The following is a 12415-nucleotide window of genomic DNA, read 5'->3' on the forward strand; positions in this document are numbered from 1 at the left end:
AATATGAAAATTTACAAATAAAGCAAGCTGGGGTTGATGAACTTAAGTGTTTACACACTTAAGTAAGTAGTTCTAATGATTAAAATCAAAGAACTACTTTAGAGCCTTTCCCACAGGAAAGCGTCGCAACTATAATGAGTGAATATTCATCTAAGAATTTCTTTAGAAGACTACAGGCTGAAGCTGTCGCATAAGAAGGGCCCCAACACAGAGAAACTGAGTTAATCAGTTTCTACAAGCAAAGCACGTTGGGCAAGCGAGCCAACAATACGAAGTATTGTAAATAAAGAAGCCAGTAAATGAATTTCTTAAAACTCATTTACTGGCTGTTTCTCTAGGAATGATGTCCCAGACTCGTTTTATAATTAAATAATTCTATTTTTTCTTTTTAGTTAGTTTAAATAGGGTTTGTTGAGCTATTTGATTAGCTTCTTTATTTTGCTCTCTAGGGATCCATTTAACAAATAACAAGTCAAAACTTTGTTCAAGTATTTCTAAATTTTCAAAATAGGGCTTAAATCTAGCATTCTTTACGAATCCTTGATTGACACTATCTTCTATTAACTTTGAATCAGTATATAATAGCGCATTAACAACATTTAGCTCACGAGCATGTTCAAGTGCATATATTAGAGTTGCCCATTCTGCACTATGATTATCTAATTCACCTAAGTCATGTGAATATACATATCTTTTATCTTCTTCCTTAATAACTATTCCAGAGGCACTTCTCCCAGGATTACCTTTAGTCGCTGCATCAAAGTAAATTTTTGCCATATAAATTTTACACCTTTTTAAATTAATTAATTACTTTAATTTTATCAAAGTATGAAATATGAAAATAGGGAATGGCAAGAATTCACTAAGAACGCTTTTCCACTCCCTTAAAAAATTTTAATAACCTTCATCTAATTTATGAATTCGACCTTTACGATACATTGATTTAGCTACATAACCAAATGGTACGTTGAAAATTGTCGAAATTAGTTTTAATAAATACGTTGTTATAAATATTTCAAATACAACCATATTTGGTAAAGTACCTGCAAAAGCAATTGTTACGAACAGTGCTGTATCAATAATTGAACTTAACATTGTGCTTCCGTATGCACGAATGATAAACGTCTTATCTGAACTAAATATTTTCTTAATAGCAGAAAAGATGAATACATCAACATGTTGTCCAATTATATACGCAATAATTGAACCTAATGCAATCCTAGGCACCAAATCAAAAATCGTTGAGAGTGATTTTTGAGCCATATCCTCAGGTGCTGGTATAAAATGAAGAGACATTTGCATCACAATGATCATGACCAACGTGGATGAAAAGCCTAACCACACAGCTCTTTTAGCAACTTTGCGCCCATATATATCATTTAAAATATCTGTTGCTAAATAAATTGACGCAAACATCACATTACCTAAAGTAGCAGATATACCAAAAATATGAACTGTTTTGATTACTTGAATATTAGCAATAATAGTTCCAATTGCAACCCAGGCAATTAAACCTTGTTTGCCAAAACATCGGAACATTACCACCATTAAAATAAATGTAACAAGAAACGATGCTACACCAAAAATCTCATTATACATAAAAATCCTCCTAAATTTTGATGATGCGGGTGTTTAGAAACCGCAAAAACAACTTATTCATTTTATAGCAATTTATTGGCAATTGCAATAACCATAATCACATACATAATCATTTATCAATTAGTAAATCGATTATTTCAAAATAACTCCAAATTAAGTTATACTTGTTCCATGCTTATAATAAAGTAATACTGTGCTTAAGGAGTGACGGTTATACTTACACATTCCGAAAAAAATGCAATTGATAAAATTGATGAATTAATGAACACTTATTGTGATAAATGCTTACTAAAAACACATATAAGAAAAACAGAAGGTAAAACACAGGCACATCATTTTTGTATTTCCGAGTGTTCAATTGGTAAACAAATCAAACAATTAGGAAATGAACTTCAATAGGAGGTAAGGACTATGCATATCGTTTCAATCGAAGAAACACCAAATCATAACACTATGAAGATTAATTTAAGTGAAAAGAGAGAAGATAATAAATCTAATACATTTACTTCTGCACAAGAAGGACAACCAGATTTTATAAATAACTTATTCGAAATTGACGGGGTAAAATCAATATTTTATGTTATGGATTTTATTTCTGTAGATAAAGAAGCCAATGCAGATTGGAATAATGTACTACCACAAATTCAATCTACTTTTGAATAAAGCATTATAAGGGGACATGTAGTTATGGAAATTGTACGAGTAGAGCCAACACCAAGTCCTAATACAATGAAAATCGTCTTGTCTGAAAAGAGGGAAGACAATAAATCTAATACATTTACACAAATAGATGAGCATCAACCTCAATTTATTAATGATTTATTAGCAATCGATGATGTCAAATCTATTTTCTACGTAATGGACTTCTTAGCTATCGATAAGCAACCGAAATCTGATTGGGAAGTGGTCTTACCTCAAATCACTTCAACATTAAATAACGAATCATCGATTGATAGTGCTCAACAGCCAGATGAACATTATGGTGAAATTAAAGCTGAGGCACTTATGTTTAAAGGCATCCCTTATCAAATTAAATTGAGTACCGCTTCAGAAGAACGTCGCGAACAATTGCCAAACCATTTCGTTGATAGAATGTTAAAGACACAAAAAGACGGTGACAATGTTGTATTCTTACGTAAGTGGGAAGATCTTGGTATTAGATATGGTGAATTAGATGACGTTATGAATGAAGTCTATGAAGAAATTATTGCACTATACCCAACTGAAAGGTTAGACGCGCTCGTTCAAACTGCATTAGAGACAGATGTTGTAGTACCACAACAACAGTATCATCATGTTACTGTTAACGAATTTAAAGCAGCGTCTGATTGGAAAGATAAATTAAGAATGCTTAAAGCATTTCCATCACCAACAGTCGAAGATATAGACTTATTAGACTTAGCCTTACAAGAAGAAAAGGCACCATTAAGACGACAAGCCATTGTATTAATCGGCATGATTGAAGATAAGGAAATCCTTACATATTTATATAAAGGCTTACATGATAAAAGTCCAGCAGTTAGACGCACCGCTGGAGATTGTTTAAGTGATTTAGGGTTTAAAGAGGCATTACCAGAAATGGAACAAGCTTTAAATGACCCACAAAAAATAGTCCGTTGGAGAGCGGCAATGTTTTTATTTGATGAAGGTGGGCCAGAACAGTTACCAAGTTTAAAATCACACGCCGATGATCCTGCCTATGAAGTTAAACTTCAAATAGAAATGGCAATTTCTAGAATTGAAAAAGGCGATGTAGCGTTAGGCTCTGTATGGAAACAAATTGCAAATCGCAATAAGTCATAAATTTCAAGAAAAACTAAAATAGGAGTGGAAATAATGAATCCTTATGAACAATACATGAAAGAATTAGCTCAACAAATGCGAGCTGAACTTACTGAAAATGGTTTTAAAAGTTTAGAAACAAGTGAAGATGTATCAAATTATATGAATAATGTTAATGAAGAAGATACAACATTTGTAGTAATTAACTCTACATGTGGCTGTGCTGCTGGTTTAGCTAGACCCGCAGCTGTTGCAGTAGCTGAACAAAATGATAAAAAACCGACAAACAAAATCACAGTATTTGCTGGTCAAGACAAAGAAGCAACACAAACAATGCGTGACTACATCCAACAAGTGCCTTCTAGTCCATCATATGCATTATTCAAAGGGACAGAATTAAAGCATTTTATTCCTAGAGAGCATATTGAAGGCCGAGACATTCAAGATATCTGTATGGATATTAAAGATGCATTTGATGAAAATTGTTAAGAAACCTATTTGAGTTTTTAGTGAATCTTTAATGAATACGAATTCATTAAAGATTCACTTACCTATCCCAAATATAAAATTAATAGTTAATTTTATATTTGGGATTTTTTTATTTTAATTTTATAAGTACGTATTATCTAGTATAATAAACAGTAATATAAACAATTCTAGGAGATGAACAAGATGTTAAATTCATTTGATTCAGCCTACCATGCTCTATGTGAAGAAATATTGGAAATTGGCAATCAACGTGATGATCGTACGCATACAGGTACTATATCTAAGTTTGGTCATCAATTACGTTTTGATTTGACCAAAGGTTTTCCATTACTTACAACGAAGAAAGTATCGTTTAAACTTATAGCTACTGAATTACTATGGTTTATTAAAGGCGATACAAATATACAATATTTATTAAAATATAATAATAATATTTGGAATGAGTGGGCATTTGAGAAATACGTACAATCAAATGATTACCACGGACCTGATATGACTAATTTTGGACATAGGGCGCTCCAAGACGAGGATTTTAATAAACAATACAAAGAAGAAATGTCTAAATTCAAACAACATATATTAAATGACGATGTATTCGCTAAAAAGTACGGAGATTTAGGTAACGTTTATGGTAAACAATGGCGAGATTGGGTAGATAAAGAAGGCAATCATTTCGATCAACTTAAAACAGTAATTGATCAAATAAAGCATAATCCAAATTCTCGACGCCATATTGTTTCAGCATGGAATCCTACAGAAATTGATAGCATGGCCTTGCCACCATGTCATACGATGTTCCAATTCTATGTTCAAGATGGTAAGTTAAGTTGTCAATTGTATCAACGTAGTGCAGATATCTTCTTAGGTGTACCATTTAATATTGCGAGCTATGCATTATTGACACATTTAATAGCAAAAGAATGTAATCTAGATGTAGGAGAATTTGTTCATACATTTGGTGATGCTCATATTTATTCTAATCATATTAAAGCAATTCAAACACAATTATCTAGAGATAGTTTTGAGCCACCAACCCTAAAAATCAATTCTGATGCTTCAATTTTTGAAATCAATTATGAAGATTTGGAGTTAGTTGGATATAACGCGCATCCTGCTATTAAAGCACCTATAGCAGTGTGATAAACAAAAGTACTAATTTAATCTAAATAAATTATAGATACGGAGGGGAATTATGACTTTATCCATTTTAGTTGCACACGATCAACAACGCGTCATAGGCTATAAGAATGATTTACCATGGCATTTGCCTAATGACCTCAAACACGTTAAAAAACTATCAACTGGAAATACATTGGTAATGGGAAGAAGAACCTTTGAGTCAATTGGTAAACCGCTTCCTAACAGAAGAAATGTCGTATTAACGAGTGATACATCTTTCAACGTCGAAGGTGTAGATGTGATTCATTCTATTGACGATATTTACAACTTAGAAGGTCATATTTTTATCTTTGGCGGCCAATCATTATTTGAAGAAATGATTGATGAAGTAGATGATATGTACATTACGGTAGTCGATGGTAAACACCAAGGTGACACATTCTTCCCACCTTATACATTTGAAGAATGGGAAGTAGAATCATCTGTAGAAGGAGAACTAGATGATAAAAACAGAATTCCACATACATTTCTACACTTAGTACGTAAACATTAAATTAAATTGATTAACCGGAGGCACTTATGACTAAACAAATTATCGTGACTGATTCTACATCAGATTTATCACATGACTATTTAAATCAACATAATATCCACGTTGTACCTTTAAGCTTAACGATTGATGGTAAATCTTTTGTCGATCAAATTGACATTTCATCTGAGGCATATATCCAACGCATTGAAGAAAATGCGGATGTTAAAACAAGTCAACCACCAATCGGTAAATTTATTGAATTATATGAAGAACTTGGTAAAGAAGATGTTGAAATTTTTAGTATTCATATGTCATCAGGTCTAAGTGGAACATATCAAACTGCTCTTCAAGCCAGTGATATGGTCGACACTAAAGTAACCGTGATTGATTCTAAATCCATTTCATATGGACTCGGATACCAAATTCAACGTCTTGTTGAACTCATAAATACTAATCTTTCATCAAATGAAATTGTTGATAAACTTAAAGAACTACAAAAAAACATCAAGCTTTTTGTTGTTATTGGACAGTTAAATCAATTAATCAAAGGTGGACGCATAAGTAAGACTAAAGGGTTGATTGGTAATATTATGAAAATCAAACCTATCGGTACATTAGAAGATGGGTATTTGGAAATTGTGCATAATTCACGTACACAAAATTCAAGCATACAATATTTAAAAAAAGAAATTTCAGAATTTATTGATAAGCATAAAATTAAATCTATTGGTGTTGCTCACGCTAACGTACTTGATTTTGTTGACAAACTTAAAACACAGTTTGACGAAGCATTTGGGCAGCAAACATATGATGTAAATGTAACTACGCCAGTTATATCAACGCACACTGGTCAAGGTGCAATTGGTTTGGTTGTTGTTCGTGAACCAAACTAAACACGTATTTTATTACTTGCTTCCTATTTATATTAAATAAATAAAAGTATCGTTGTGAGTAGATTACTTTAAATTAACAAAGTTATATCGTAAATTTAATAAATGACAGAGGAGGTAATAATATGGCATATGCAACATTAGCTGGAGGATGTTTCTGGTGTATGGTTAAACCCTTTACATCATATCCAGGAATTGAGGATGTCGTATCTGGATATAGTGGAGGACATGTTGAAAATCCTACGTATGAACAAGTTTGCACTAATCAAACTGGTCATAGAGAAGCCGTGCAAATTCAATTTAATTCTGACATTACGTCCTTTGAAAATATCTTAGATGTGTATTTTAAAACATTTGACCCAACAGATGGTGGTGGTCAATTTTTCGATAGAGGCGAAAGTTATGAACCAGCTATCTTTTATCACGATGATGAACAAAAGAAAGCAGCAGAACTTAAAATTCAACAACTGAACGAGGAAGGCATTTTTAAAAAACCAGTTATAACACCAATTCTTCCTTATAAGAATTTTTATCCTGCAGAAGCATATCATCAAGATTATTATAAGAAGAATCCTGCACACTATGAGCAATACCAACGTGGATCAGGAAGAAAATCATTCATCGAAACACATTGGGGGTCTCAAAATGATTAAAAAAGATAAGCATGAACTAAATGACATGGAATATCTTGTTACTCAAGAAAATGGTACTGAACCTCCATTTCAAAATGAATATTGGAATCATTTTGAAAAGGGGATTTATGTAGATAAAATTTCAGGTAAACCATTATTTACTTCTGAAGAAAAGTTTGAATCTAACTGTGGTTGGCCAAGTTTTTCGAAAGCGCTTGATGATGATGAAATCATTGAACTGGTTGATAAAACATTCGGCATGGTTAGAACTGAAGTTAGGTCAGAAGAAGCTAATAGCCACTTAGGACATGTATTTAATGACGGTCCTAAAGAAAGTGGTGGATTACGCTATTGTATTAATTCAGCAGCAATTCAATTTATCCCTTATGATAAATTAGAAGCGCTAGGCTACGGTGATTTAATTCCACATTTTGAAAAATAGGAGTGACTAATAATGTTTAAAAAATTATTCGGTAAAGGTAAAGAAGTTAATAAAGAAATTGAAATTTATGCACCATTAACTGGTGAATATATCAATATTGAGGATATCCCAGATCCAGTTTTTGCACAAAAAATGATGGGTGAAGGATTTGGTATTAACCCAACTGAAGGAGAAGTAGTTTCACCAATCGAAGGTAAAGTTGATAATGTATTCCCTACAAAACACGCAATTGGTCTTAAAGCAGATAACGGTTTAGAAATTTTAGTTCATATTGGATTAGATACAGTTCAATTAGATGGGCAAGGCTTCGAAATCTTAGTAAGTAGCGGTGATACTGTACAAGTTGGTGACCCTTTACTTAAATTTGATTTAGAATATATTAAAAATAATGCGAAAGATGTCATTTCACCAATTATTATTACAAATTCAGATCAAACTGAATCAATTCATGTTAATGATGTTAAAGCAGTGATTAAAGGTGAAACAAAAGTCGTAGATGTGACAATGAGCTAATGAAAGAACATTCTTTTTATCAATTTGCGCTAACAGCTAGAGGTCGTAAAGATAGCAAAGGAGATTTAGCTGAAGAAATATTTAATGATTTATCTTTTCCTAAACATGAAAAAGATTTCAATCAATTATCTGATTATATCGAAATGCAAAGTGATATAACATTACCGATGTCAGTATTTGATGATTTATATGAAGAATATACAGAATGGCTGAAATTCTAAATTTTAAATAGTCAATTCAAGTATATATAATTTTATATTTTGCATTGTACATTCGCATTAGTTGACTGAATGAAATGTATATTTGAAACAAGGTATTAATTCCAGTTAACCTTGCCGGGGTGGAACTCTGAATTCACAACGAATTCTGTTCCACTCCTTTATCATTTTTATGTGTAAATAGCTATCTGTTTTCTAATAAGTTGCGTTTATGTTTAAATAACGACATACTTATATTATCTTTTTAGATGAAATTAATATAAATACATACGATGTTATACGAGGAAGTGGTTTTATGAGTCATCATTCTGAGGAGAGACACAATCATGTTGATGCCAAACAAGATATTGATAAATCTTCAAATAAGAAAATTCGATTTAAAACTTGGCAATTCATATTACTTATATTAGGAATTATAATATTAACGGCTGGAATAACAGTTACCGCTACAATAGGTATTAGTCACAAAATAAGTGGATTAAATAAAGATGAACGCCAAGAAATGAAGAAAATCGAGTATGCCTACAAGACACTTAATAATGATTATTATAAGAAACAAAGTGCTAGCGATTTATCTGAAGCCGCTATTGATGGCATGGTAAAAGAACTCAAAGATCCATACTCTGAGTACATGACTAAAGATGAGACGAAAAGTTTCAATGAGGATGTTTCAGGTGACTTTGTAGGAATTGGCGCTGAAATGCAGAAAAAAGATAAACAAATCATGATTACTAGCCCAATGAAAGATTCACCTGCCGAAAAAGCCGGTATACAACCTAAAGATGTTGTAACTAAAGTGAATGGAAAATCGGTTGTAGGTAAGCCATTAGACCAAGTAGTTAAATTAGTTCGAGGTAAAGAAGGAACAACCGTCAAATTAACAATCAAACGTGGTTCACAAGAGAAAGATATTAATATTAAGCGTGGAAAAATTCATGTAAAAAGCGTGGAGTATAAGAAAAAAGGCCATATCGGTGTCTTCACAATTAATAAATTCCAAGATAATACTGCTGGAGAACTCAAGTCAGCAATCATAAAAGCACATAAAGACGGTGTGCGCAATATTGTATTAGATTTAAGAAATAATCCTGGTGGTTTACTTGATGAAGCAGTTAAAATGGCAAATATCTTTATTGATAAGAATCAAACGGTTGTCAAACTTGAAAAAGGTGACGATACTGAATCAATTAAAACGTCGAATGATGCTACAAAAGAAGCTAAAGACATGAAAGTCAGTATTTTAGTAAATGAGGGCTCTGCAAGTGCTTCTGAAGTCTTTACAGGTGCTATGAGAGACCACCATAAAGCAAAAGTTTACGGTTCAAAAACATTTGGTAAGGGAATAGTACAAACAACTCGTGAATTCAAAGATGGTTCATTATTGAAATATACTCAAATGAAATGGTTAACACCTGATGGTCATTATATTCACGGTAAAGGTATCCAACCTGATACTAAAATTGCATCACCTAAATATCAATCTATCAGTGTCATTCCTACTGATAAAACATATACTGTGGGTGATAACACCAAATATGTAAAATCAATTAAAATTGGCTTAGACGCATTAGATTATGACGTTGGCGATGAATCAAATCAATTTGATACGCAATTAGAAACAGCTATAAAATCATTCCAATCAGACCACCAATTACAAGTGAATGGTAAATTTGATAAAGAAACCAACGAGAAATTCACACAATTATTAGTTGAAAAAGCTAATAAAGAAGATAAAGTATTAGATGATTTAATAAACAAACTAAAATAAAGAGGTGTTTTTAAAACAATGATTAGGTTAGGTAAATTACAAGATATTTCACAAATAGAGGCATTAGTTGAGGAAGCTAAAGCATTAATGAAAGAATTTAATAATAATCAATGGGATGATAAATACCCAGTGTCAGAACATTTTGAAGAGGATATCAAAGCTGAAACACTATATGTTTTAGAAGAAAATGACACAATTTATGGCTTTATCGTGGTCGACCAACAACAATCAGAATGGTATGATGATTTAGAATGGCCAATCGAACGTCAAGGCGCCTATGTCATTCATAGACTTGCTGGCTCACAACAATACAAAGGTGCAGCTACAGCATTATTTGATTTTGCTGTAAAGTTAGCTGAAGATCATAATATCCATGTTATATTAACAGACACGTTTGCTTTAAATAAGCCAGCGCAAGGATTATTTGAAAAATTTGGTTTCATAAAAGTCGGTGAAGCAGAAATTGACTATCATCCATTTGATAGAGGCGCACCATTCTATGCATATTATAAAAATATTTAAGAATAGAGGTTAATTACTATGTCTAAAATAGCATTTACCGGTGGCGGTACTGTTGGACATGTTTCGGTCAATCTAAGTTTAATTCCAACAGCTACTGATAAAGGACACGACTCATTTTATATTGGTTCTAAAACAGGTATTGAACGTGAAATGATTGAATCACAGTTACCTAATATTAAATATTATCCAATATCTAGCGGTAAATTACGTCGATATTTATCAGTCGATAACGCGAAAGACGTATTCAAAGTTTTAAAAGGGATAATTGATGCACGTAAAGTATTAAAAAAAGAAAAGCCAGACTTGCTATTTTCTAAAGGAGGATTTGTATCCGTTCCTGTAGTCATAGCAGCACGCTCATTGAATATACCAACGATTATCCATGAATCAGATTTAACACCTGGTTTAGCTAATAAAATTTCATTAAAATTTGCTAAAAAAATCTATACTACGTTTGAAGATACTTTGATGTACTTGCCTAAAGAAAAAGCAGACTTCGTAGGCGCTACGATTCGCCAAGACTTAAAAGAGGGTAATCAAGCACGAGGCTATCAATTAACCGGTTTCGATGATTCTAAAAAAGTGTTACTTGTTATGGGCGGTAGTTTAGGTAGTAAAAAACTAAATCAAGCTATCCGTGAAAATTTAGAAGCCTTACTTCAAGATTATCAAATCATTCATTTAACTGGACATGGATTAGTAGATGATAGTATCGATGCTAAAGGCTATGTTCAATATGAATTCGTAAAAGAAACGTTAACGGATTTACTAGCTATTACAGACACTGTCGTGAGTCGTGCAGGATCTAACGCAATCTATGAGTTCTTAACATTGCGTATTCCAATGTTATTGATACCATTAGGACTTGATCAATCTCGTGGGGATCAAATCGATAACGCAAAGAATTTCGAATCTAAAGGCTATGGTAGAACGATTCCTGAAGACCAGCTTACACAAGTTAAATTATTGGAACAACTTAAAGATATTGAGCATAATCGAGAATCGATTGTGAAACAAATGGAGACATACAACGAAAGTTATACCAAAGAGGATTTATTTAATAAAATTCTACAAGACGCTTTATAAACTCAGGAGGTGTAGACAATGAATCATGCAAAACGTATTACCTTATTAATCGTTTTTACATTAATATTTGGTATCATTGCATCCTTCCATGAGTCTAGATTGGGTAGATGGATTGATACAGAAGTGTATGAATTTATTTATTCATCTGAAAGTTTTATCACTACCTCAATCCTTTTGGGGGCCACGAAAATTGGAGAAGTATGGGCCATGGTATGCCTTTCATTGATGCTTGTCGCTTACTTAATGTTAAAACGTTTTAAAATCGAAGCACTGTTCTTCGTGATTGTCATGTCACTATCTAGTATATTAAATCCATTATTAAAAAATATCTTTGACCGTGAGCGTCCAACGTTATTGCGACTAATAGATATATCAGGATTTAGTTTTCCTAGTGGTCATGCTATGGGCTCAACATCATTCTTTGGTAGTGCAATGTTCATAGCAAATCGACAAGCAAATGGCAATAATAAAGGTATTATTATCGGATTATGTGCACTATTTATTCTTCTTATTTCTATTTCAAGAGTATATCTAGGCGTGCATTATCCTACAGATGTCATTGCTGGCATAATTGGTGGTGCTTTCTGTATCGTCCTTTCAACTTTAATACTTAAAAACCACTTATATCCAACCATTTAAACAAGAGGCTGGGACAAAAAATAATATAATGAAGCTATTTTGAAAATTCGCAGTAGCTGACTGAACTGAGAAGGCGCTTAATTCAAGCTTTTCTCAGTTCTAGTCACCCTTGCGGGCGGGGCCCCAACAAAGAGAATTTCACTAAGAAATTCTACAAGCAAAGCAAGTTGGGAGTCGGGGCCCC

General features: G+C 32.7%; 17 protein-coding genes. 15 read left to right on the top strand and 2 right to left on the bottom strand.

Annotated elements, in window-relative coordinates; all coding sequences use genetic code 11:
- Window positions 1–375: 375 nt before the first annotated feature.
- Window positions 376–777, bottom strand: a complete 402-nt coding sequence (locus tag KA858_RS08535) for a ribonuclease HI family protein (RefSeq protein ID WP_210135447.1) — start codon at window positions 775–777, stop codon at window positions 376–378.
- Window positions 778–894: 117 nt separating this feature from the next.
- Complete coding sequence (locus KA858_RS08540) at window positions 895–1599, bottom strand: queuosine precursor transporter (protein ID WP_070855625.1); 705 nt, start codon at window positions 1597–1599, stop codon at window positions 895–897.
- Between the two features lie 204 nt (window positions 1600–1803).
- On the opposite strand from KA858_RS08540, the gene KA858_RS08545 reads away from it, so the two are divergent.
- The 15 genes from KA858_RS08545 (at window position 1804) to KA858_RS08615 (ending at window position 12231) form a co-directional block, all read left to right on the top strand.
- Window positions 1804–1998: a zinc-finger domain-containing protein gene (locus KA858_RS08545; RefSeq protein ID WP_075108495.1), complete on the top strand. Its 195-nt coding sequence runs from the start codon at window positions 1804–1806 to the stop codon at window positions 1996–1998.
- Window positions 1999–2010: 12 nt separating this feature from the next.
- Entirely contained in the window at window positions 2011–2262 is a 252-nt protein-coding gene (locus KA858_RS08550; protein ID WP_053030822.1) for a NifU N-terminal domain-containing protein, read from the top strand.
- Window positions 2263–2286: 24 nt separating this feature from the next.
- Window positions 2287–3402: a conserved virulence factor C family protein gene (locus KA858_RS08555; protein WP_210135448.1), complete on the top strand. Its 1116-nt coding sequence runs from the start codon at window positions 2287–2289 to the stop codon at window positions 3400–3402.
- Window positions 3403–3435: 33 nt separating this feature from the next.
- The gene (brxA, locus tag KA858_RS08560) at window positions 3436–3870 is read left to right on the top strand and encodes a bacilliredoxin BrxA (RefSeq protein WP_053030826.1); all 435 of its coding nucleotides are present in this window, start codon (window positions 3436–3438) and stop codon (window positions 3868–3870) included.
- A gap of 183 nt (window positions 3871–4053) precedes the next feature.
- A complete protein-coding gene (locus tag KA858_RS08565) occupies window positions 4054–5010 on the top strand; it encodes a thymidylate synthase (RefSeq protein WP_210135449.1) in 957 nt (318 codons plus the stop codon).
- Between the two features lie 52 nt (window positions 5011–5062).
- Complete coding sequence (locus tag KA858_RS08570; protein WP_210135450.1) at window positions 5063–5542, top strand: dihydrofolate reductase; 480 nt, start codon at window positions 5063–5065, stop codon at window positions 5540–5542.
- Window positions 5543–5568: 26 nt separating this feature from the next.
- Entirely contained in the window at window positions 5569–6414 is an 846-nt protein-coding gene (locus tag KA858_RS08575; RefSeq protein ID WP_210135451.1) for a DegV family protein, read from the top strand.
- A gap of 122 nt (window positions 6415–6536) precedes the next feature.
- Complete coding sequence (gene msrA, locus KA858_RS08580) at window positions 6537–7064, top strand: peptide-methionine (S)-S-oxide reductase MsrA (RefSeq protein WP_107630269.1); 528 nt, start codon at window positions 6537–6539, stop codon at window positions 7062–7064.
- Entirely contained in the window at window positions 7057–7485 is a 429-nt protein-coding gene (gene msrB, locus KA858_RS08585) for a peptide-methionine (R)-S-oxide reductase MsrB (protein ID WP_053030843.1), read from the top strand. Before msrA ends, msrB begins: the two co-directional genes overlap by 8 nt.
- Before the next feature lie 12 nt (window positions 7486–7497).
- Window positions 7498–7998 (top strand): PTS sugar transporter subunit IIA, encoded by a 501-nt coding sequence (locus tag KA858_RS08590; RefSeq protein ID WP_075108490.1) that lies wholly within the window; start codon window positions 7498–7500, stop codon window positions 7996–7998.
- A complete protein-coding gene (locus KA858_RS08595; protein WP_053030848.1) occupies window positions 7998–8219 on the top strand; it encodes a YozE family protein in 222 nt (73 codons plus the stop codon). The genes KA858_RS08590 and KA858_RS08595 overlap by 1 nt, the downstream gene beginning before the upstream one ends.
- Window positions 8220–8511: 292 nt before the next feature.
- Window positions 8512–9984, top strand: a complete 1473-nt coding sequence (locus tag KA858_RS08600; RefSeq protein ID WP_210135452.1) for a S41 family peptidase — start codon at window positions 8512–8514, stop codon at window positions 9982–9984.
- 18 nt (window positions 9985–10002) lie between these two features.
- A complete protein-coding gene (locus KA858_RS08605) occupies window positions 10003–10506 on the top strand; it encodes a GNAT family N-acetyltransferase (protein WP_053030854.1) in 504 nt (167 codons plus the stop codon).
- A gap of 18 nt (window positions 10507–10524) precedes the next feature.
- Complete coding sequence (locus KA858_RS08610) at window positions 10525–11592, top strand: undecaprenyldiphospho-muramoylpentapeptide beta-N-acetylglucosaminyltransferase (RefSeq protein ID WP_210135453.1); 1068 nt, start codon at window positions 10525–10527, stop codon at window positions 11590–11592.
- Between the two features lie 18 nt (window positions 11593–11610).
- Window positions 11611–12231: a phosphatase PAP2 family protein gene (locus tag KA858_RS08615; protein ID WP_193839344.1), complete on the top strand. Its 621-nt coding sequence runs from the start codon at window positions 11611–11613 to the stop codon at window positions 12229–12231.
- The last annotated feature ends 184 nt before the right edge of the window (window positions 12232–12415 follow it).

Source organism: Staphylococcus sp. GDX8P80P, assembly GCF_017893095.1.
GTDB lineage: Bacteria > Bacillota > Bacilli > Staphylococcales > Staphylococcaceae > Staphylococcus > Staphylococcus borealis.

What these genes read in the sequence shown, in the direction of transcription:
- KA858_RS08565 (WP_210135449.1), top strand. Translation starts at nt 4,054, where the DNA reads ATGTTAAATTCATTTGATTCAGCCTACCATGCTCTATGTGAAGAAATA.
- KA858_RS08570 (WP_210135450.1), top strand. Translation starts at nt 5,063, where the DNA reads ATGACTTTATCCATTTTAGTTGCACACGATCAACAACGCGTCATAGGC.
- KA858_RS08540 (WP_070855625.1), bottom strand. Translation starts at nt 1,599, where the DNA reads ATGTATAATGAGATTTTTGGTGTAGCATCGTTTCTTGTTACATTTATT.
- KA858_RS08605 (WP_053030854.1), top strand. Translation starts at nt 10,003, where the DNA reads ATGATTAGGTTAGGTAAATTACAAGATATTTCACAAATAGAGGCATTA.
- KA858_RS08610 (WP_210135453.1), top strand. Translation starts at nt 10,525, where the DNA reads ATGTCTAAAATAGCATTTACCGGTGGCGGTACTGTTGGACATGTTTCG.
- KA858_RS08615 (WP_193839344.1), top strand. Translation starts at nt 11,611, where the DNA reads ATGAATCATGCAAAACGTATTACCTTATTAATCGTTTTTACATTAATA.
- KA858_RS08590 (WP_075108490.1), top strand. Translation starts at nt 7,498, where the DNA reads ATGTTTAAAAAATTATTCGGTAAAGGTAAAGAAGTTAATAAAGAAATT.
- msrA (WP_107630269.1), top strand. Translation starts at nt 6,537, where the DNA reads ATGGCATATGCAACATTAGCTGGAGGATGTTTCTGGTGTATGGTTAAA.
- KA858_RS08600 (WP_210135452.1), top strand. Translation starts at nt 8,512, where the DNA reads ATGAGTCATCATTCTGAGGAGAGACACAATCATGTTGATGCCAAACAA.
- KA858_RS08550 (WP_053030822.1), top strand. Translation starts at nt 2,011, where the DNA reads ATGCATATCGTTTCAATCGAAGAAACACCAAATCATAACACTATGAAG.
- msrB (WP_053030843.1), top strand. Translation starts at nt 7,057, where the DNA reads ATGATTAAAAAAGATAAGCATGAACTAAATGACATGGAATATCTTGTT.
- KA858_RS08595 (WP_053030848.1), top strand. Translation starts at nt 7,998, where the DNA reads ATGAAAGAACATTCTTTTTATCAATTTGCGCTAACAGCTAGAGGTCGT.
- brxA (WP_053030826.1), top strand. Translation starts at nt 3,436, where the DNA reads ATGAATCCTTATGAACAATACATGAAAGAATTAGCTCAACAAATGCGA.
- KA858_RS08555 (WP_210135448.1), top strand. Translation starts at nt 2,287, where the DNA reads ATGGAAATTGTACGAGTAGAGCCAACACCAAGTCCTAATACAATGAAA.
- KA858_RS08575 (WP_210135451.1), top strand. Translation starts at nt 5,569, where the DNA reads ATGACTAAACAAATTATCGTGACTGATTCTACATCAGATTTATCACAT.
- KA858_RS08535 (WP_210135447.1), bottom strand. Translation starts at nt 777, where the DNA reads ATGGCAAAAATTTACTTTGATGCAGCGACTAAAGGTAATCCTGGGAGA.